Annotated in this window: 16 protein-coding genes and 6 tRNA genes; 9 read left to right on the plus strand and 13 right to left on the minus strand. The window is 72.3% G+C overall.

Going from position 1 to position 19,996, the window contains the following annotated elements:
- Positions 1-4 precede the first annotated feature (4 nt).
- The 3 genes from ACFY3C_RS10245 to ACFY3C_RS10255 form a co-directional block, all read right to left on the minus strand.
- Positions 5-1,291 (minus strand): ABC transporter substrate-binding protein, encoded by a 1,287-nt coding sequence (locus ACFY3C_RS10245; RefSeq protein WP_386574823.1) that lies wholly within the window; start codon positions 1,289-1,291, stop codon positions 5-7.
- Positions 1,292-2,588: 1,297 nt separating this feature from the next.
- A tRNA-Val gene (locus ACFY3C_RS10250) sits at positions 2,589-2,660 on the minus strand.
- 61 nt (positions 2,661-2,721) lie between these two features.
- Positions 2,722-3,198 carry a TIGR02611 family protein gene (locus tag ACFY3C_RS10255; protein WP_390770455.1) on the minus strand — a complete coding sequence of 159 codons (477 nt, stop codon included), beginning with the start codon at positions 3,196-3,198 and terminating at the stop codon, positions 2,722-2,724.
- 191 nt (positions 3,199-3,389) lie between these two features.
- Between ACFY3C_RS10255 and ACFY3C_RS10260 the strand changes: the two genes are divergently transcribed.
- Entirely contained in the window at positions 3,390-3,803 is a 414-nt protein-coding gene (locus ACFY3C_RS10260) for an SsgA family sporulation/cell division regulator (RefSeq protein ID WP_004002642.1), read from the plus strand.
- 304 nt (positions 3,804-4,107) lie between these two features.
- On the plus strand, positions 4,108-4,668 hold the full coding sequence (locus ACFY3C_RS10265; RefSeq protein WP_390770456.1) for a CGNR zinc finger domain-containing protein: 561 nt from the start codon (positions 4,108-4,110) through the stop codon (positions 4,666-4,668).
- Positions 4,669-4,732: 64 nt separating this feature from the next.
- On the opposite strand, the gene ACFY3C_RS10270 is transcribed toward ACFY3C_RS10265, so the two are convergent.
- Positions 4,733-4,885, minus strand: a complete 153-nt coding sequence (locus ACFY3C_RS10270) for a hypothetical protein (RefSeq protein WP_165289388.1) — start codon at positions 4,883-4,885, stop codon at positions 4,733-4,735.
- A 138-nt stretch (positions 4,886-5,023) separates the two neighbouring features.
- Complete coding sequence (locus ACFY3C_RS10275) at positions 5,024-5,467, minus strand: hypothetical protein (RefSeq protein WP_390770457.1); 444 nt, start codon at positions 5,465-5,467, stop codon at positions 5,024-5,026.
- Positions 5,468-5,667: 200 nt separating this feature from the next.
- On the opposite strand from ACFY3C_RS10275, the gene ACFY3C_RS10280 reads away from it, so the two are divergent.
- Positions 5,668-6,192 (plus strand): DsbA family protein, encoded by a 525-nt coding sequence (locus ACFY3C_RS10280; protein WP_386574817.1) that lies wholly within the window; start codon positions 5,668-5,670, stop codon positions 6,190-6,192.
- A gap of 46 nt (positions 6,193-6,238) precedes the next feature.
- On the opposite strand, the gene ACFY3C_RS10285 is transcribed toward ACFY3C_RS10280, so the two are convergent.
- Genes ACFY3C_RS10285 through ACFY3C_RS10295 form a run of 3 tightly spaced genes read right to left on the minus strand, consistent with a single transcriptional unit; the run spans position 6,239 to position 9,045 of the window.
- A complete protein-coding gene (locus ACFY3C_RS10285; protein ID WP_390770458.1) occupies positions 6,239-7,108 on the minus strand; it encodes a GNAT family N-acetyltransferase in 870 nt (289 codons plus the stop codon).
- Positions 7,109-7,162: 54 nt separating this feature from the next.
- Positions 7,163-7,984, minus strand: coding sequence for an aminotransferase class IV (locus ACFY3C_RS10290; protein ID WP_386574815.1), 822 nt, complete (start codon positions 7,982-7,984; stop codon positions 7,163-7,165).
- The gene (locus tag ACFY3C_RS10295; protein ID WP_386574814.1) at positions 7,981-9,045 is read right to left on the minus strand and encodes a chorismate-binding protein; all 1,065 of its coding nucleotides are present in this window, start codon (positions 9,043-9,045) and stop codon (positions 7,981-7,983) included. Before ACFY3C_RS10295 ends, ACFY3C_RS10290 begins: the two co-directional genes overlap by 4 nt.
- Before the next feature lie 178 nt (positions 9,046-9,223).
- Here ACFY3C_RS10295 and ACFY3C_RS10300 point away from each other — a divergent pair.
- The 5 genes from ACFY3C_RS10300 to ACFY3C_RS10320 all read left to right on the plus strand — a co-directional run bounded on the left by ACFY3C_RS10300 (position 9,224) and on the right by ACFY3C_RS10320 (position 9,680).
- Positions 9,224-9,296, plus strand: a tRNA-Gly gene (locus ACFY3C_RS10300).
- Between the two features lie 38 nt (positions 9,297-9,334).
- Positions 9,335-9,408, plus strand: a tRNA-Cys gene (locus tag ACFY3C_RS10305).
- Between the two features lies 1 nt (position 9,409).
- Positions 9,410-9,481, plus strand: a tRNA-Val gene (locus ACFY3C_RS10310).
- 26 nt (positions 9,482-9,507) lie between these two features.
- A tRNA-Val gene (locus ACFY3C_RS10315) sits at positions 9,508-9,579 on the plus strand.
- 29 nt (positions 9,580-9,608) lie between these two features.
- Positions 9,609-9,680, plus strand: a tRNA-Val gene (locus ACFY3C_RS10320).
- Between the two features lie 47 nt (positions 9,681-9,727).
- Here ACFY3C_RS10320 and ACFY3C_RS10325 read toward each other — a convergent pair.
- Positions 9,728-10,009 (minus strand): zf-TFIIB domain-containing protein, encoded by a 282-nt coding sequence (locus tag ACFY3C_RS10325; protein WP_386574813.1) that lies wholly within the window; start codon positions 10,007-10,009, stop codon positions 9,728-9,730.
- 80 nt (positions 10,010-10,089) lie between these two features.
- On the minus strand, positions 10,090-11,115 hold the full coding sequence (locus ACFY3C_RS10330; protein WP_390770459.1) for a phosphotransferase family protein: 1,026 nt from the start codon (positions 11,113-11,115) through the stop codon (positions 10,090-10,092).
- Positions 11,116-12,201: 1,086 nt separating this feature from the next.
- Here ACFY3C_RS10330 and ACFY3C_RS10335 point away from each other — a divergent pair.
- Entirely contained in the window at positions 12,202-13,617 is a 1,416-nt protein-coding gene (locus tag ACFY3C_RS10335; protein ID WP_390770460.1) for a protein kinase, read from the plus strand.
- 15 nt (positions 13,618-13,632) lie between these two features.
- On the opposite strand, the gene ACFY3C_RS10340 is transcribed toward ACFY3C_RS10335, so the two are convergent.
- The 3 genes from ACFY3C_RS10340 to cobT all read right to left on the minus strand — a co-directional run bounded on the left by ACFY3C_RS10340 (position 13,633) and on the right by cobT (position 19,872).
- Positions 13,633-14,451 carry a TrmH family RNA methyltransferase gene (locus ACFY3C_RS10340; protein ID WP_386574809.1) on the minus strand — a complete coding sequence of 273 codons (819 nt, stop codon included), beginning with the start codon at positions 14,449-14,451 and terminating at the stop codon, positions 13,633-13,635.
- 74 nt (positions 14,452-14,525) lie between these two features.
- Positions 14,526-15,758: a uroporphyrinogen-III C-methyltransferase gene (gene cobA, locus ACFY3C_RS10345; RefSeq protein WP_390770461.1), complete on the minus strand. Its 1,233-nt coding sequence runs from the start codon at positions 15,756-15,758 to the stop codon at positions 14,526-14,528.
- A gap of 220 nt (positions 15,759-15,978) precedes the next feature.
- Positions 15,979-19,872 carry a nicotinate-nucleotide--dimethylbenzimidazole phosphoribosyltransferase gene (gene cobT / locus ACFY3C_RS10350; RefSeq protein WP_390770462.1) on the minus strand — a complete coding sequence of 1,298 codons (3,894 nt, stop codon included), beginning with the start codon at positions 19,870-19,872 and terminating at the stop codon, positions 15,979-15,981.
- Between the last annotated feature and the right edge of the window lie 124 nt (positions 19,873-19,996).

Consider the following 19,996-nt stretch of genomic DNA (forward strand, 5'->3'; position numbering starts at 1 on the left):
CCCATCAGGCCTGGAAGGCGGCCTCGGACTCGGTGAAGAACTGCTTCACCGCGTCCGCGACCTTGGTCTTGCCCTGTCCGAGGTCGCCGCCGAGGCGCAGGAAGGCGGCCTCGATGGTGTCGGCACCGGAGGGGTGCGGGGTGATCGTGCCGAGGACGCCGGACTTGGCGGTGTCCTCCTCGTACTGCGCGATCTCCTTGTTCACCGCGTCGGTCGGCTTGAACGCCTCGTACTGCTCGGTGCTCGCGAGGATGCCCCGGTCGTAGCCCATGATCTTGCCGACCTCGGGTTCGTGGACCATGAAGTCGATGAACTGGGCGACCTCCTTGGGGTGGGCGGTGCGGGCGGAGGCGCTGAGCATCAGGGAGGCGAGGTACTGGCCGGTGTTCTTGCCGTCGGTGGTGGGGATCGGGGCGAGGCCGTAGGAGCTGGCACCCTCCGCTGAGTAGCGGACGGTGAAGTTGTCCCAGGTGAACTCCGAGGCGCCGTGGCCGGCGGAGAGGGAGGACTTGGGCATGTCCTGCTGGACGACCTTCGGGTCGGTGACGATGCCGGCCTTGACGCGGTTGTAGCCGTCCGTCCACCACTCCGTCAGGTCGGCCTTGTCGAAACCGAGTCCGTCCTTGGTGAAGAAGGCCTTCCCGTTCTGGCGGAGGTAGAGGTCGTACAGGTACATGATGGCGAAGTAGCCGGTGTCCCCGGCGACCTTCGTCTTGTCGTGGATCGTCTTCAGGGCCTTGAAGTACTCGTCCCAGGTCCAGCCCGGCTGCGGCTCGACGCCCGCCTTCTGGAAAACCTTCTTGTCGATGACGAGCGCCATGGTGTTGGAGCCGACGGGAACGCCGAGCTGCTTGCCGTCGACCTCGCCGACCTTCGTGACGCCCGCGCGGAAGTGATCCAGGCTCAGATTGCCCGCCTGCACTTGTGACTTGAGGTCCAGAAGAATTCCGCGCTTGTCGTACTTCCGAAGAAATGTGACGGCGTTCTGGAAAACGTCCGGGGGATTTCCGCCGGCCGCCTGCGTCTGGAACTTCTCCCAGAACGACTGGTACGTCTGAAAGTCGGTCTTGACCTTGATCTTCGGGTACTTCTTCTCGAAGAGCGCGATCGTCTGGTTGATCTTCTTGGCCCGCTCCTCGGCACCCCACCACGAGTAACGGATCGTCACCGTCCCGTTCCCGGAACCGCTTTCGCCACCGCACCCGGTCGTCGTGGCGAGCCCGAGCGCGGCAGCCGAGGCTCCGGCCGCCTTCAGGATCGTACGCCTCTCAAGATTCCTGCTGGTTCCCACAGTCGGGCCCCTCCCCGCAGCGTCGTCGCCGCCGTCATGAATCGTTTCAAGTAAGCGCTTGCTGGCACAAGTTACGGAGGGGTCGGAGGTGCGTCAATGATTCGGACAGGATTTTCTTCGGGGCGCGGGGCGGGGCCTGGGCCGTCCGGCCGGGGCGCGGGGCGTGGGGGCGGGGTGATTGCACAGGTCATGGGGTTGCTGTCACGCGGGCGGGGACGCCGGCCGGGCGGTCAGAAGGCGCGGCCTCCGCGGAGCGCTCGCACTGGACGGAATGGCCACATCCGTCCAGGACGTGCGGGGTGGCGAGGCGCGGCAGGGTGGCCGGAAACGCGTCGGTGGCGCGGTGGCGTCGCTCGCGTCGGGCGGGCGAGGGGCAGCGAGGTGAGCCTTGGAAGGGAGTTCGGTGCCGATCGAGCCGAGATGAGCCCGCAGCAGGCGGTCTTCGGGGGTCCGGAGGCCTTCGATGTCGTGCCCCCAGGTCGCGAGGGGGTCGAGTGCGCGCACGCGGCGGTGGGGCTCGGCACTGGCGGCGAGAAGCCGGCGGGCGCAGCTGGCGAGGTCCGGGCGATGGTGCGCGAGCTCGGGAGCGCCCAGGAGGGGGCGGCCGCCATGAACCCGGCGGCGGACACCTCAGGGTCGCCGTCGTGCAGGAATGCGGGTGCCGCCTGGCAGAACACCGGGCGAGATGCGAGCAGGGCGTCCGGGCGGGCGGCCACCCAGCTCTCCTGGCAGCCTCGGCGTTCCCGGCGTTCCCAGCGTTCCCGGCGTTCTCGGCCTCGTGGCCGAGGAGGGCGCCCAGCCGGCCGAGCAGCCGGCCCCGCAGCGGACGCAGTCGGTACGCGTTGCCGGTGTGCAGGTACGAGCCCACGGCCGCCGTGCGAGGGTCGGGGAGGATCGCGGCGATGTACCGGGCGGCGGGTACCGCGGCCGCGTAGATCCACCGTTCGACCTGCAGCGCCTCCAAGGTCGCCGTTCATGGCCCGGGCCTGGACTGCCGGATCGGAATGCAGGCGTGCGCGCAGTGCGGCCGGTGTCTCGGCGGCGGAGCCGCGGGCGTGCCGCAGGCCGGCCGGGTCGGTGCTCGCCAGTGCGGCCTCGGGATCAGGTGGTCGAGCGTCATCGGACGCCCGCCTCAGCGCTTGGGATCGTCCGGAATCCGACCCTGCGGACCGACTCGGTGACAGAGCGAAGTCGCAGCGATGATCCACCGGACGGCGTAACGCCCACGGTGACCTTCGGGGAGCGCGCACACGACGACGGCCCACCTGCTGTTCGCAGGTGGGCCGTCGGTTCCGGGTGGGCGATACTGGGTTCGAACCAGTGACCTCTTCGGTGTGAACGAAGCGCTCTCCCACTGAGCTAATCGCCCGGGCGCAGGAAGAACATTACCCCATGTCAGGGGGTGCCTCCGACCACGCCCGGGTCCGCGATCACTGGTCCTTGATCTGCCACGGCATCACAATGCCGAACTTCCACAGGTAGACCCCGACCAGCGCGCCCACGATCACCAGACCGATCACCGTCAGCGTGATGTTCCGACGCCGCACCCTCGGGTCGAGGGCCTTCTGAGCCGCCTCGGTGACCTTGCGTTTCGTCCAGCGCAGCACGAGCTGGGCCCAGACGAACTCGGTCGCCCAGATCGCCATGCCCGCGAAGATCACCACCCAGCCCGGGCCGGGGAGCGGCAGCATGATGATGCCCACCACGACGACCGCGAGGCCGATCACGAAGATGCCGACCTGCCAGCTCAGATGCAGGACCCGGCGGGCCTTGATGAAGGCCGGCGCCCGGGAGCCGAGCCCCTGCTCGGACCGCTCCACGTCCGCCGCCATGTCTGCCTTATCGGCCTTGTCTGCGTTGTCCGCCGCCACGGCGACCTCGCCCGGCTCGTCACTCCCCGTATTCATACAGACAAACCCTACCCGAGTGAATCCAGTCACCGGAATGGTCGTAGGTCTCGTACGAGTTCTCGGCCGGAAGAGTGTCGTAAAGACACGCAAAACACTCAGAGGGGTTTACAACGGCACCGTAGGTGGCATGTCGATTTCGCCGACGTGCGAATCCCCGAGCGCACACTGAGCGAAAGGCCCTGGCGCTTATGAACACCACGGTCAGCTGCGAGCTGCACCTGCGCCTCGTTGTGTCGAGCGAGTCATCCCTGCCTGTCCCCGCAGGCCTGCGGTACGACACGGCCGACCCCTACGCCGTGCACGCCACCTTCCACACCGGAGCCGAGGAGACCGTCGAGTGGGTGTTCGCCCGCGACCTCCTCGCCGAGGGGCTTCACCGGCCCACCGGCACCGGCGACGTCCGCGTCTGGCCGTCCCGCAGTCACGGTCAGGGCGTCGTGTGCATCGCCCTGAGCTCTCCGGAAGGGGAAGCCCTGCTGGAAGCCCCGGCACGGGCCCTGGAGTCCTTCCTGAAGCGAACCGACGCCGCCGTGCCGCCCGGCACGGAACACCGGCACTTCGATCTGGATCAGGAGCTCTCGCACATCCTGGCGGAGAGCTAGTCCGAGGCCACCCCAAAGCCGCCCGGCGCCGTCCACTCGGGGAGACGGCTCGGGCCAAGACAACCGCATACGGCACAGACTGACGCCGTCACCGTGAGTGCTCACGGGGCGGCGTCGGCCTGTTTTCCGGCCACATCGAGGCATATCGTGCAGGCACAGGACGGACTCGGGAACCGCCGAGGGCACGGGGGCGTTCTACCGGGCAATCGCCGGTGGGCGGCCCCCGGTGCGGTGGGCGCGGTTGTCGCTACCATCGGCCAGCATCGGCGGGCGCCCGCCCGACCCTCAGGCCAGGGAGCGAAACGTGCTGATCACCCACGACACCCGGTGCGCCCTCGACACCGTGGTGGATCTGGTGAACACCGCGCCGGAGGACGACTCGGCGGCGGACGGGCTGCCGGACGTCGCGGCTCTCGCTGATTTCGTGCGCGGTCACGCGATCAGCGATGTCGGGGTGCTGTCGGAGTTCGACCTGTCGGCGGTGCGCAAGGTCCGGGGCAGGTTCGCGGGGATCTTCGCGGCTCCGGACGCCCGGTCCGCCGCGGGGTTGATCAACGAGCTGGTCGCCGCGGCCGGCACCACCCCGCGGCTGACGGACCACGACGACTACGACTGGCATGTGCACTACTTCGCCCCCGGCGCCTCCGTGGCCGACCACCTGGCGGCCGACTGCGGGATGGCGCTCGCCTTCTTCGTGGTGGCCGGGGAGCAGGAGCGGCTGCGGCGCTGCGAGGCGCCGGACTGCCGGCGTGCCTTCGTGGACCTCTCCCGCAACCGCTCGCGCCGCTACTGCGACAGCCGCACCTGCGGGAACCGGCTGCATGTGGCCGCCTACCGGGCCCGGCGCAAGGAGGCGGCGGGCTGATCCCCGGGGACACCCCCGGTCGACGCCGGTCCCGGCGGGTGGCGCCGGGACGGACGTGTACGGCTCACAGCAACAGCAGGTCGTGCAGCGCAGCCATGAGGAGCAGACACCCGATCACCGCAAGGAAGATCATCAGCGGTGGCTGGGATAGGGCGAAGAGGCATCCGCGCGGCTCGTCCTTCGGCGGCGCGGCCTCGCTCTGTCTCGTGTCCAGCATCTCGCGGTGATGATGACCCAGGGGATGCCCCCTTGGCGATCACCACGGCTTCGAGTGCGGTACCTCACCGATTTCCGTATCAGCCCGTTCGACTTGCTTCCGGTTGTGAACGGTTTCAGGCCATATGTCGTGCTTCTGTCATATGCCGTGCTTCTTGAGGATGGCCTCGATGTCGCTGAAGTCGTCGGCGGAGGTGGTGGCGGGCGGGGCGCCCGCGGGCCGGGTGGCAGGCCGGGTCGCTGGGCCCAGCGAGGGGGCCGAGGCGGAAGGGGCCACCGCGTCGCGTCCGGCGGCCCGAGCCGCCTTGCGCTCCGCGCGGGTGCCTGAGCGCCTGCGCTCGACGGCCCGTGTCGTCGCGAACAGTGCCCAGGCGGCGCCCAGCACACCGAAGCCGGCCCAGGCCGTCGGGCTGAACGCCGTGTCGGCCAGCCAGCCGACCACGCCTGTCATCACCAGGCCGATCGGGACGAGCGCGTAGGCGGTGATGCGGGCGGCGGCCAGGAAACGCTTGCGGTAGGCGGTGACCGCGGCCACGCCGAGGCCGGCCGCGGAGACGGCAGAACACACGGTCTCGGCAATCATCCGGTCCTCCTGGCGGGCTCGATGGGGCACGACGGGGCGCGGAGTGCGCTTCGTCCCTTCCATCCTGCACCGCCCGGTCCTCGCGATGCCATGCTCCGGCCCGACATCAGGGAGATCTCCGGGTCGCCTCCTCCCGAGGTGCCGGTGGCCGCGTGCCGTCCGATTCGGTACCCGGGGTCCGGCCTGGAAGACTGGTGCGCATGAGCGACTCCTCCCCCGCACGCACCGAAGCCCCCGTCCTCGACGTCTGGTGCGAACTCCAGTGTCCCGACTGCCGCAGCGCCCTGGACGACCTGCGCGCCCTGCGTGCCCGGTACGGCGACCGGCTGGAGTTGCGGCTGCGGCACTTCCCGCTGGAGAAGCACAAGCACGCCTTCGCCGCCGCCCAGGCCGCCGAGGAGGCGCTGGAGCAGGGGCAGGGCTGGGCCTACGTCGAGGCGGTGCTCGGCCGCGTCGAGGAGCTGGACCGTGCGGGAGAAAGCTTCCTGGTCGAGGTCGCCCGTGAACTGGGCCTGGACGCCGAGGAGTTCGACACCGCGCTGATCGACGGGCGGCACATCCTGATCGTCGACGCCGACCAGGCCGAGGGCAAGGCGATCGGCGTCACCGGCACGCCGACCTATGTCATCGGCGGCGAGCGCCTCGACGGCGGCAAGAGCCAGGAGGGGCTGCGCGAGCGCATCGAGGAGATCGCGGACCGGCTGCTGGCCGGGCCGGAGGCCTGACCGCAGGCCTGGCCGCACGCCTGATCGGCCGCACAGGAGGACTTCGCTACAGAAGGTTTTTGTACAGGGAGTACCGCGTCGTCTCGTAGCCGAGCGACTCGTACAGCCGCTCGGCCGGGGTGTTGCCGGCGAAGACGTTGAGGCCGAGGGTGCGGCGGCCGGCGGCGATCGCCTGGCGCTCCGCCAGCAGCATGAGCGTGCGGCCGTGGCCTCGGCCGCGGTGGGCACCGTCGGCCTCCACGTCGAAGACGAAGGCCTTGCCGCCTTGCAGGGACACCCACAGCGTGCCCACCCGCACGCCCTCGTGCTCGAGCACGCTGAACAGCATGTCCTCGGTGGCGAGCCCGTGCGGCAGCAGGGTCTCGTGGTCGTGGCGCGACTTGGCGTACGCCTCGGCCTCGGGCACGCCCCGCTCGATCCAGACGCGTGCGTAGTCCTCCGACTCGTGCGCGAGCCACGCCTCGAACTCGGCGGCGCCCATGGGGTGCTCCAGGCTGCCGGCGGGCAGTTCGGGCGGGACCTCGCCGAGCGGCTTCTCCATGCCGCGGTTGCGGTGGACGTAGCCGAGCGCCTCGAAGAGCCGCAGCGCGGCCCCGGCCTCCCCGGCCTCCCCGGCCTCCCCGGCCTCCCCGGCCTCCCCGGCCTCCCCGCCGACGGTTGTCTCGATCTGCCGGCAGCCCCAGCTGCGCGCCACCTCCTCGGCGGCGAGCACGGCCACCGTGCCCCGGCCGCGACGGCGGTCCGGCTCGTCGATGCGCACGTCCAGGATCCGGGCTATCCGGTCGCCGAAGGCGGCTGAGGTCCCGAGATGTATCGAGCCGACCGGGCGGCTGTTCACGCACACCTGGTAGCGGCGCGAACGCGTCCCGTCGGCGTTGTGCTGGAGCGGCTCGGTCGGCCGCAGGGTCGTCGTCATCACGGGTGTTCTACCCGCTCCGGAGCCCCGGGGCAGCCGAATTTCCGGCTTCTGTCAGGGGTCCAGGTCCTCCCCGGCCCGGTCCTCGAAGATCCGCATCGCCTTCGCCGTCACCGGGCCCGGCGCACCGGGCAGTTCCCGGTCGTCGACGCGGTGCACGGCCTGGACGTCCCTGAGGGTGGACGTGAGGAAGACCTCCTCGGCCCGTTCCAGCACGTCCAGCGGCAGGTCGGTCTCCTTGGCGCCGGTCCACTCGACGGCGAGGGCGCGGGTGATGCCGGGCAGGCAGCCGGAGGCGACCGGCGGGGTGTGGATCTCGCCGTCCAGGACCACGAAGACGTTCGACCCGGTGCCCTCGCAGAGCTGTCCGACCGTGTTGCCGAACAGAGCCTCGGAGGCGCCGTGTTGGTGGGCACGAGCGAGGGCGACGACGTTCTCGGCGTACGAGGTGGTCTTCAGGCCGGTGAGGGCGCCGCGCTCGTTGCGGGTCCAGGGGACGGTGATCACGGCGGTGGAGTCGGGGCGGCGCGTGGTCTCGCCGAGCGCGACCACCAGGGTCGGGCCGTGCTCGCCGCGGTCGGAGCCGAGGGGGCCGTGGCCGCCGGTGTAGGTGATGCGCAGCCGGCCCAGCGGCATCGGGTTGGCCTCCAGGACGGCCGCGCAGGCGCGGCGGACCTCGGCGTGGTCGGGGTCGGGCAGGCCCAGGCCGCGGGCCGAGCGGGTCAGCCGGTCGAGATGGCGGGTGAGCGCGAAGGGCTGCCCGTCCACCGCCTTCACCGTCTCGAAGATGCCGTCGCCGACGGTCAGCCCGTGGTCGAAGACGGAGACCCGGGCCGACTCCAGGTCCTGCAGCACGCCGTCCAGCCAGATCTTCATGACAGAGCCCCTCCGCTCACCTCGTACGTCCCCGACGCTACCGCGAGCAGCCGGGACGCCTTCAGTTCGGTCTCGCGCCACTCCCCCTCGGGATCGGATCCCCAGGTGATGCCGGCGCCGGTGCCGAAGCGGAGCATCGCCGCGCCCTCGGAGGACCGGTCGATCCAGAACGTCCGGATGCCCACGGCCAGCTCGCCGGCACCCCGGTCGGCGTCGACCCAGCCGATGCCGCCGCAGTACGGGCCGCGGGGTGCCGTCTCCAGCGCCTCGATGATCCGCAGCGCGCTCGACTTCGGGGCGCCGGTGACCGAGCCGGGCGGGAAGGCCGCGGTGAGCAGGTCGGGCCAGCCGGCGCCGTCGCGCAGCTCGCCGCGGACGGTGGAGACGAGGTGGACCAGGCCGGGGTGCTTCTCCACGGCGCACAGGTCGGGGACGGTCACGCTGCCGGTGGCGCAGACGCGCCCGATGTCGTTGCGGACCAGGTCCACGATCATCACGTTCTCGGCGTAGTCCTTCTCCAGGAGGTCCGCCTCGGTCCGCCCGGTGCCCTTGATGGGTCCCGACTCGACGGTACGGCCGTCCCGGCGCAGGAACAGCTCGGGCGAGGCGGTGGCGATCTCCACGCCGTGCTCCGGCAGCCGGATCGTGCCCGCGTACGGCGCCGGGTTGCCGCGGGCCAGCAGGGCGGTCAGGGCGTCCACGTCGGCGTCGGGGGCGACGGGCGCGCTGAGCACCCGGCAGAGGTTGGCCTGGTAGACCTCGCCGGCCGCGATGTACTCACGGATCCGGCCGACGCCCGCGGTGTAGGCGGCCCGGTCCAGGGAGGTGGTCCAGTCCGACACCGCCGGGCCGTGCCAGCCGCCGGGCACCGGGGCGGGCACCGGCTCCTCCCGTACGTGCGCGAAGCGGGCGCAGGTCAGCCGGCCCTCGAAGTCGGCGCACACGGCCCAGAAGCCGGTGGAGTCCAGGGCAGCGGGATCGTCGGTGACGTCGAGGAGGCCGGTGGCGAGGCGGGCGCCGAAGCGGGCGAGAGGAGGGAGGCCGGAAGGAAGGTCGAGCACGTGGTCGAGTCTAGGGCGGGTGGCCGAAAGGTGGCCCGGGCATGTCCCCTCGGGGGCACTGACCACCCGCTCCGCGGAGTGCAGCGCAGCACGCTGCGCAAACGCGTTTTTGTACTGGCCCGGGAATCCGCTAGAGTTCAACACGTCGCCGGGACGCGAGAGCGGACCGAAACGACAAGCGGACGTAGCTCAGTTGGTAGAGCGCAACCTTGCCAAGGTTGAGGTCGCGAGTTCGAGCCTCGTCGTCCGCTCGAAGGAAGAAGGGGTCTTCCCGATCCCCTACACTCCTGGTGGAGTGGCCGAGAGGCGAGGCAACGGCCTGCAAAGCCGTCTACACGGGTTCAAATCCCGTCTCCACCTCCAAGGACGATTAGCTCAGCGGGAGAGCGCTTCCCTGACACGGAAGAGGTCACTGGTTCAATCCCAGTATCGTCCACTGGATCTTCTCGAAGATCCGAACCCGCGCGATTAGCTCAGCGGGAGAGCGCTTCCCTGACACGGAAGAGGTCACTGGTTCAATCCCAGTATCGCGCACTGACTGTGACTCCCACGTCACAGCCTGCGGACGATTAGCTCAGCGGGAGAGCGCTTCCCTGACACGGAAGAGGTCACTGGTTCAATCCCAGTATCGTCCACACACCAGGAAGCCCCCGGTCTCGCGACCGGGGGCTTCTTCGTGCGCTCAGCTGGAGAACAGCATGTGCGCCCAGCTCTTCTGGTGACCGTGATGGCCGTGGTGACCGTGGTGGCCGCCGTGCGGGGCACCCCAGGCCGGCGCGGGCGCGGCCGGGTACGCCTGCGGGGCGGCCGGCGGGACGGGCTTGGCCCACTGGGCCTCCAGCTGGGTCAGGGCCTCCAGCTCGCCGTAGTCGAGGAAGATGCCGCGACAGCCGCTGCACTGCTCGATCTGGACGCCGTTGCGGTTGTAGGTGTGCATCGGCGCATGGCACTTCGGACACTGCATGGTCGGCTCAACTCCTCGCCGGTTGGTCCTGCTTCGTGTTTCCCCAGGACAGACTCCGTCCGGCCCTGGTCGGTTGCACCCTACGCCCGGAATCCGTGCGTCAACTGGTGGGGGATGGAACTCATTCGGGCACAGGCGTCCACCAGGGCCTGCTCCACCTCGTCCAGCGGGCGCTCCGCCGCGAGCGCCTTGATGAGCGCGCGGGCCGCGGTCTGCACGGTCAGGGCGCGGGCCGGGACGTCCAGGGCGGGCCAGGGGTCGCCGTCGGCGGGTACGGCGGGGCCGCCGGCCTCGCGGTAGGCGGTCAGGAAGCGGGTCCACTCGTCGGGCGGGAGGAGTCCGCAGGCGTACCAGGAGGCGGGGCGGGCGAGGTCCCACGCGGGGACGCCGACGCCGAGGTCGTCCACGTCGATCAGGAGCCAGGGGCCGTCGGGTGCGGGACGGCGGACCAGCTGACCGAGGTGGAGGTCGCCGTGGCAGAGGGCCGGGGTGCCGGGCATGGGGGCCTCGGCGCGGGCCCAGGCCGGGAGGGCCTGCCAGGCCCGCAGGACGGGGGGTGCGCCTGGATGGGGCACAGTGCTCACGACCGTACGCAGGCGGTGGATGGCCTGGGCGGCCTTGGCGGGGCCGCGCATCGCGGGAAGGGGGGCGGGAGGGGGCGTCCGGTGCAGCCGGGCGAGGAGTGTGGCGGCGGCTTCCCAGGGGGCGGCGGCCGGGTCGTCCGGGTCCACGGGGGCGCCGTACGGCCAGAAGGTCACCAGGCGGTTGTGGAGGGTGACCGGGGTGGTGGTGAGCGGGGCGAGGAGGACGTCCGGGAGCCGGGCCGCCGCGGCGAGGCGGAGGGTCAGCTCGGCGGGGTCGGTGTCCGGGGCGTGGGCCTTCGCGACGGTGTCGGCGTGACGGACGACGGTGGCGTCGGGGCGGTCGGCGAGGGGGGTGGTGCCGCAGGCGCAGGTGGCTCCGCCGGTTTGGGGGTGGGCGGTGGTTGTGAGTTTTGCGGTGAGAGCGGCGAGAAGGTTCACGTAGGCCTCGGTGGGTGGGGTGTCCGTGGTGAGCGTACGCGGGGTGCGGTGGTGCTCTGCGGTTGGGCGGGGGCGGAGTTGCATGGGTGCTCGGTGTTGCGGCTGGGCGGGGGTGGGCTTCGCTTGCCCGCGCTTGCGGGGTGCCGCTGCGCCCACCCTCCCCCAAGCTCTCGACTTCGCTCGGGCAGGGGGGACCCCCATCGCCCCAGCGGCACGACTGCCCGCAGCTACGCAGGCATGCAGGCGGCTGTCCAAAACGGCGTAATGCCGGCGCAGCTCCCCAGCTGCGCCGGCATTTGTGCCGTCCGTCGCACCCCCGTCCCCACGGGGTTTCATGGATCGATGTCCCCGCCCGGACCGCTCTTCCGGGCCTGGGGTCGCCGCTCAGCGCCCCAGCATCGCACCCACGGACGACGCCTGTGTGGCCACTGTCTCCCAGCCGTCGAAGACGAGGAGGAGCAGGGCCGCCAGGGGAAGGGCCATGAGTGTCGCCACCAAGGGGTGGCGACGACCCGTCCGGCGAGGGGCGAACATCGTGCGTCGCGGTGCCGGGTGGGCCATGGTCCCTCTCCTGACCGTCTCGGTTCTCGGTTGTCGTTGGCAGCGGCGGGTGCCTGACCTCGGGGGACGAGTGCTGCACCCGCCGCTTGACCTCAAATCTAGGCGCGCGGCCTCCGACGGGCGTCATGCCTTCGTACCGAATCGCGGGCCTCCCGGAGGATGAGCCATGACCTGCGGAGTACTCCCCTGGGTGGAGACGGGGTCCTGGGTCTCGGGGTCTTCCCGGAGGGGTCGCCCGCCGTGTCCGGTCATTTCCGGACCATCCGACGGATGGCGTGAGTGACTTCGATCACTTCGAGGGGGGTGAGGGGGTGTGATGCGTCCGCACGGTGGCCGGTTCCAGGTGACGGGTGACAGGGAGAGCGTTGTGTTCCTTCGGTAGGCGCTTCTCCCCGTCCATGGTCACTCCGGCCGTGGCCAACCTCCCTGCCACGTCCGCATGTTGAAGTCACAAGTGTCCCAAAGGCACCGCAGAGAGCGGCTTCCTGACCGTGTTTCACCTCGCGCTCCCGTCGCGCACAATCCATCCGCCCCAGAGGGCGCGGCCTCTGCGCGCAGGCGGCTGTGGAAACGTAAGCTGTGCCACGTCACAGGGACCGGGCAGCGGGGATGAACATGGCGATGATGCGCCTGAGGCGCGAGGACCCGCGCGTCGTCGGCTCGTTCAGGCTTCACCGACGGCTCGGCGCGGGCGGAATGGGCGTGGTCTACCTCGGCTCCGACAAGAAGGGTCAGCGGGTCGCACTGAAGGTCATCCGGCCCGATCTGGCGGAGGATCAGGAGTTCCGCTCGCGGTTCGCCCGTGAGGTCTCGGCGGCCCGGCGCATCCGGGGCGGCTGCACCGCACGGCTGGTGGCGGCGGACCTGGAGGCCGACCGGCCGTGGTTCGCGACGCAGTACGTGCCCGGGCCCTCCCTGCACGACAAGGTCGCCGACGAGGGCCCGCTCGGCGTGGCCGAGGCTGCGGCGGTCGGCGCGGCCCTGTCCGAGGGACTCGTCGCCGTACACGAGGCCGGGGTCGTCCACCGGGACCTGAAGCCCTCCAACATCCTGCTGTCCCCCAAGGGGCCGCGGATCATCGACTTCGGCATCGCCTGGGCCACCGGCGCCTCCACGCTCACCCACGTCGGCACCGCCGTCGGCTCCCCCGGCTTCCTCGCTCCCGAGCAGGTGCGCGGCGCGGCCGTCACCCCGGCCACGGACGTCTTCTCCCTCGGCGCGACCCTGGCCTACGCCTCGACCGGCGACTCCCCCTTCGGGCAGGGCAGTTCCGAGGTGATGCTGTACCGCGTGGTGCACGAGGAGCCGCATCTGTACGGCGTTCCGGACGCCCTCGCCCCGCTGGTGCGGGCCTGTCTGGCCAAGGACCCCGACGACCGGCCCAGCACCCTCCAACTGTCGCTGCGGCTCAAGGAGATCGCCGCCCGCGAGGCGCAGGGCCTGGCCGACGCACGGCCGCCCGCGCCGCGCGCCGGGGAGGCGGACCGGCCCACCGGACGGCTCGTGGACACCTACGACACCCACCGCGAGCCGCAGCGTGCCCAGCGGCGCACCGCCCCCGGCACCCCGGTGCCGCGCGGCGGCACGCCCGCCCGGGGCGGTACCCCCTCGCGGGGCGGCAGCGCCTCGCGCGGCGGTGGCGTCGCCTCCCGGCCGGGCACGGCCCGTCCCACTCCGGCGCCCCGCTCTGGCGGCACGCGCTCGGGCAGCGGGAGCCGGCCCGCTCCGCGCAGCGGTACCGGGCGTCCGGTGCCCCGCGCGACGGGGACCGGCCGCCGCCCGGCCAATCCCCGGCTGCTGCGCCAGCGGCTGTTCGTGTTCGTGGTGGTGACGCTGCTGGTGGCGGTCGGTATCGCGGTGGCGCAGGGCTGTCAGGGCCCGGCCCGCGGGCTCGGCGACGACGGTGGCGACGGCCGGCGGCAGCAGCAGCACGTACAGCCGAGCTTCACGCCGCTGGACGACGGGAAGCTGATGTCGCAGCGGTACCAGTCGACGTTCGAGTCCGGGTCCGGCTCTGGGAACTGAGCTTCCCGGACCGGCTCAGGACCCGGGCCGTCCCGAGGCCACCGCGTAGAAGGCCACCGCGGCCGCCGCTCCCACGTTGAGGGAGTCGACCCCGTGGGACATGGGGATGCGCACCCATTCGTCGGCGGCGACCAGGGCCTGCGTGGACAGGCCGTCGCCCTCGGCGCCGAGCATCAGCGCGACCCGGTCCATCCGGTGCGGGGCGGCCTCGTCCAGGCTCCTGGCCTTCTCGTCCGGAGTGAGCGCGAGGAGCGTGAAGCCCGCCTCGCGCACCGACTCCAGACCCTTGGGCCAGGTCTCCAGGCGGGCGTACGGCACGGAGAACACCGCGCCCATGGAGACCTTGACGCTACGGCGGTACAGCGGGTCCGCGCAGTCGGGCGACAGCAGTACCGCGTCCATGCCGAGGGCGGCCGCCGAGCGGAAGATCGCGCCGATGTTGGTGTGGTCGTTGACCGACTCCATGACCACCACCCGGCGGGCGGAGCCGAGCAGTTCCGCCGCCGTCGGCAGCGGCTTGCGCTGCATGGAGGCGAGGGCGCCGCGGTGCACGTGGTAGCCGGTGACCTGCTCGGCCAGCTCCGGGCTGACCGCGTACACGGGGGCCGGGAGTTCGTCGATGACGTCGCGCATGACGTCGATCCACTTGGCCGAGAGCAGCATGGAGCGCATCTCGTAGCCGGCTTCCTTGGCCCTTCGGATGACCTTCTCGCCCTCGGCGATGAACAGGCCCTCGGCCGGCTCGCGCTTGCGGCGCAGTTCGACGTCGGTCAGGCCCGTGTAGTCGCGCAGGCGCGGGTCGTCGGGATCCTCAACGGTGATGAGATCGGCCACAGGGTGATACTGCCTTGTCCTGGGTGTGCTGCCAACGGCTGGGAACGGGTTGTGTTACCCCGGGTTACGCGGGATCAAGCCACCGGCTCCGGGCCGACGTTCACGACCTCGCCGATGACGATGACCGCCGGGGGCCTCACGTCCTCGGTGCGTACGGTCTCGGCGACCGTGGCGAGGGTGGCGTCCACCCGTCGCTGGGCGGCCGTCGTGCCCTCCTGGACGAGGGCGACGGGGGTCTGGGGCGACTTGCCGTGCGCGACGAGCGTCTCGGCGATCTTCCCGATCTTGTCGACGCCCATCAGGATCACCAGCGTGCCGGTCAGCCTGGCCAGCGCCGGCCAGTCGACCAGGGAGCGCTCGTCGTCGGGGGCGACATGGCCGCTGACCACGGTGAACTCATGGGCGACACCACGGTGGGTGACCGGGATGCCGACCGCGCCAGGGACGGAGATCGAGCTGGAGATGCCCGGCACGACCGTGCACGGGATGCCGACCTCGGCGAGCGCCTGGACCTCCTCCATGCCCCGCCCGAAGACGAACGGGTCGCCGCCCTTGAGCCGTACCACGGACTTGCCCTGCCGGGCGTGCTCGATCAGCGCGTTGTTGATGGCCTCCTGGGCCATGTACCGGCCGTACGGGATCTTCGCGGCGTCGATGACCTCTACGTGCGGCGGGAGTTCGGCGAGCAGGTCGCGCGGGCCGAGCCGGTCCGCGATGACGACGTCGGCCTCGGCGAGCAGACGGCGGCCGCGGACGGTGATGAGGTCCGGGTCGCCGGGGCCGCCGCCGACCAGGGCCACGCCGGGCGTACGGGTGCGATGGTGCGGGGCGACGAGGGTGCCGTCGCGCAGGCCCTCGACGACCGCGTCGCGGATGGCGGCGGTGTGGCGGGGGTCGCGGCCCTTGGCGTCCGTGGTGAGGACGGCGACGGTGACGCCTTCGCTGTGGCCGGTCGCCGGGGTCCAGGCCGTCGCCTGGTCGGCGTCGTCGGAGCGGACGCACCAGACGCGGTGGCGCTCCGCTTCGGCGGAGGCCTGGGCGTTGGCCTCGGGGTCGCTGGTGGCGATGAGGGCGTACCAGGCGGCCGCGAGGTCGCCGTCCGTGTAGGGGCGCCGCTCCCAGGTGATCTCGCCCGCGTCCGCCATCGCCTCCACGGAGGGGGTCGCCTCGGGGGACACGAGGAGGATGTCGGCTCCTGCCGCGATCAGTGCGGGGAGGCGGCGCTGGGCGACCTGGCCGCCGCCGAGGACGACCACGCGGCGGCCGGAGAGGCGGAGGCCTACGGGGTAGGCGGGGTGTTCGGCCATGAGGGGCGGCTCCTCCTGGGGCTGTGCAGTGCGAGGCCTCTGCGGCTTTGCGGTGGCCCTGACGTGCGGATTTTACGTTGGCGGCAGGAAGGGCGGCTCAGGTGTCCGGTGGCTGAGCAGGGTGGCCGGGTGCGGCTGCGTGGTCCGTGCCCACCCGTTCCGCCCTGCGGAACGACTGCCCACGGACCACGCCTGACCAACCGTCGGCCGGAAGCCGCCCCTACTTCTCGGTGACTCCCGCCGAATCGAAGGTCGCCACCTCGTGCATCGCCCTGGCCGTGCTCTGTACCAGCGGCAGGGCCAGGAGGGCGCCTGTGCCCTCGCCGAGGCGGAGGTCGAGGTCGACCAGGGGGCGCAGGCCCAGCTTGTTGAGGGCGGCGACGTGGCCGGGCTCGGCGCTGCGGTGGCCGGCGATGCAGGCCGCAAGGACCTCGGGGGCGATCGCGCGGGCGACCAGAGCCGCTGCGCCGGCGCTGACGCCGTCCAGGATCACCGGGGTACGGAGGGAGGATCCGCCCAGGAGCAGGCCGACCATCGCCGCGTGTTCGAAGCCGCCGATCGCCGCGAGGACGCCGATGGGGTCGGCCGGGTCCGGCTGGTGGACTTCGAGCGCGCGGCGGACGACCTCGGTCTTGCGGGCCAGGGTCTCGTCGTTGATGCCCGTGCCCCGGCCGGTGACCTCCGCCGGGTCGGCGCCCGTGAAGACGGAGATGAGCGCGGCGGACGCCGTCGTGTTGGCGATGCCCATCTCACCGGTGAGCAGCGCCTTGTTGCCCGCCGCCACCAGGTCACGGGCGGTCTCGATGCCCACCTCGATGGCCGCCTTGGCCTCCTCGCGGGTCATCGCGGGGCCGGTGGTCATGTCGGACGTGCCGCCGCGGATCTTGCGGGGCAGCAGACCCGGCGTGGCCGGCAGGTCGGCGGCGACACCGACGTCCACGACGCACACCTCGGCGCCGACCTGGTTGGCGAAGGCGTTGCAGACCGCTCCGCCGCCCAGGAAGTTGGCCACCATCTGGGCGGTGACCTCCTGCGGCCAGGGGGTGACGCCCTGGGCGTGGACCCCGTGGTCACCGGCGAAGATGGCGACGGCTGCGGGCTCCGGGATCGGCGGCGGGCACTGCCGGGACAGGCCCGACAGCTGTGCGGAGATGATCTCCAGCATGCCGAGCGCGCCGGCCGGCTTGGTCATGCGCTTCTGGCGCTCCCAGGCCTCGCCGAGCGCCTTGGCGTCCAGCGGGCGGATCTGTGCGACGGTCTCGGCAAGCAGGTCGTGGGGTTCCTCTCCGGGCAGGGCGCGGCGGCCGTACGTCTCCTCGTGCACCACCCAGGACAGCGGGCGCCGCTTGGACCAGCCGGCCTGCATCAGCTCGGGCTCGTCCGGGAACTCGTCGACGTACCCGACGCACAGGTAGGCGATGACCTCCAGGTGCTCGGGCAGGCCGAGGGCACGGACCATCTCGCGCTCGTCGAAGAAGCTGACCCAGCCGACGCCGAGGCCCTCGGCACGGGCGGCGAGCCACAGGTTCTCGACGGCGAGCGCCGCGGAGTACGGCGCCATCTGGGGCTGGGTGTGCCGGCCCAGGGTGTGGCGGCCGCCGCGGGTCGGGTCCGCGGTGACGACGATGTTCACCGGGGTGTCGAGGATGGCCTCGATCTTCAGTTCCTTGAACTGCTTGGCCCGGCCCTTGGGCAGCGACTTGGCGTACGCCTCGCGCTGACGCATGGCCAGTTCGTGCATGGTGCGGCGGGTGTCGGCGGACCGGATGACGACGAAGTCCCAGGGCTGCGAGTGGCCCACGGAGGGCGCCGTGTGGGCGGCCTCCAGGACGCGCAGCAGCACCTCGTGCGGGATCGGGTCGCTGCGGAAGCCGTTGCGGATGTCGCGCCGCTCGCGCATCACCTTCAGGACGGCCTCGCGCTCGGCGTCGTCGTAGGCCGGAGCGGCCGGTCCGGTGGACTGTCCTGCCTCTTCCACTGCGGCCGTGCTCTCTTCCTGGTCGGCGGCCCTGGTCGCCAGGTCCTCCGCGTGCTGTACGACGTCGGGGGCGTGCTCGGCGTCCGAGGTGTCCGGTCCGGCGGCGGGCTCGGCCTCGCGCGGCGCGGGCACCGTGGCGACGGGCTCCTGCTGCTCCTGGGCGGGCAGGACGAGGGGGTGCGGCGGGGTCGGCGCCAGGTGCGGGGTGGTCGGCACCTGGCCCTCGACGGGCACGAACTGCCCGAGCGGCTGCTCGGGGTGCGGCTGCAGCGGAACGCTGGAGGGCAGCGGCTCGGTGGCGCGTGCGGGGGTGGACTGCGCGGCCTCGGCGGCCGGGTCCGGCCCGACGGCCGGCGCGGACGGCGGCACGGCCTCGGCCTCGGGCGCCACCGGAGCGGCCTCGGCGGGCTGGAGCTGCGGGCCGGCGGGTGCGGCGAAGCCGTTGTCCGGGGCCGGTGCCACCACTGCCTGCTCGGCGGCGTCCGGCGCCTGGGGCTGTGGCTGCTGCGGGGCGGTCGCTGCATCGCCGTCCTGCGGGACGGGACCCGCGAGCTGCGGGCCCTGGGCCTGCAGGAGGGCGGGCTCGGACGCCTCGGGCACGGCCTCCGGAAGCGGTACCTGTACGACGTCCTGCGCCGGGGCGAGGGGCTCCGGGGACTCGACCGGTTCGGCTGCGTTCGCCGGCACCGGCGTCGGTACCTGCTCGGCGGCGGCCACAGGCTCCGGCGTCGGTACCTGCTCGGCGGCGGCCACGGGCTCGGGCGCCTGCGCCGGCTCGGCGGCGGGCGGGACCTGGGCGGCAGCGGGGGCGGCGGGGTCGGGGACAGCGGCGGGCTGGGCCTCGACGGGGCCGGCGGCGTGCGGGTCGGGCTGGGCCGGAGCGACCGGGGCGGCTTCGGTGACGCCCTGAGCGACGGCGGTGTCGGCTTCCTCGGCCACAGCCTGCACCGGAGCGGCGACGACAGCCTCGGCCGGCGCGTCCACCGGCGCGGGGACCTCTGCCTGTACGGCGTCGGCGATGGGTGCGACCTCGACCGGCTGAACGGGCTCCGGCTGCTGGATGGGCTCGGAAACCTGGACGGGCTCCGCGACCACCGCCATTGGCGCGGCCTCCGCGACCGGCGTGACTGGCGCGGCCTCCGGCGCCTGGACCGGTACGGCCTCGCCCTGCGCCTGCTGAACCGGAGCACCCTGCTCCACCACGTCACCCGCGGGAGCCACTTGGCCGGTCTCCGCGGCATGAACCGCCTCGGCGACCTCGGCCTCGGACGCGGGGACGACCCCGCCGTCAGCGGCCCCGCCGGCAGCAGCATCAACCGCTGCGGCGGCGTCCTCGGGCCCCTGGCCCAGGTCCAGATCCCCCTGGGGGACGTACACACCGTCGTGACCGTGTACCGGCTGCACCCCGTCATGACCGTGCACGGCCTGCGCCTGGACCGCCTCGCCGGGCACCTGCGCGACCGCCTGCGTGGCCAGGCGGGTCATCGTGGCCTGGGCGGCGTCGGGCACGTCGGCGACGGCCTCGGGGGCCGCGGCCGGACCAGCCGTTCCGGCGGCCGGGGCCTCCGTGCCGACCTGGGCCACGGCGACCGGCGCGGCGCCCCAGGGAGCCGCGTTCTGCGGCGCCATGTCGCCCAGCGGCTGGGTGTCGAGGTACTCGGGTCCGGTCGTGGCCGGTCCCGGCTGCCGTACCGGCGCGCCGGCGGGCCCGCGGTCGGCGAGGGAGCGGACCGGGCTGGCGGTGGTGTTGGGGATCGGCGGACCGAGATGCAGCGGCCGGCGCGCCTGCTGCTGCGCGGCCGCCGCGTCGTGCGGGGCCGAGAGGATGGGCGACGGCGGCACGGACGCCGGCGTCGGATTCGGCAGCCGGACGCCGCTGAGGTCGACGGAGCCGCTGTCCCGGCCGGCCGTCTCGTGCGGGCCCGGCTGGTGGACGGCCTCGACGACCGGTTCCGGGGCGGGGGGCTGCACCTCGTTGCCCCATGCGCCCTGGGCTCCCGGCAGCAGCAGGTCTTCGTCCTCGGCGGGTGCCTCGGAGAGGTAGGTGTACACGCCGTGCGCGGGGGCGCCCGGCTGTTCCACCATGCCTGCGCTCTCCGGCTGTCCCTCGCCCGGGACCTGGCCGGTGTCGGTCATGCGTACCCCTCGCCCATCGGTTAGTGCTTCTACGACCAGCTCACCCGGAACGGCGCACCGACCGCCCCGTAGTGAAGAACGAGCGTGCGTGCCCAGCGGCACGAACGACCCACCCAAAAAAGGC

Source organism: Streptomyces sp. NPDC001410, from assembly GCF_042895235.1.
GTDB lineage: Bacteria > Actinomycetota > Actinomycetes > Streptomycetales > Streptomycetaceae > Streptomyces.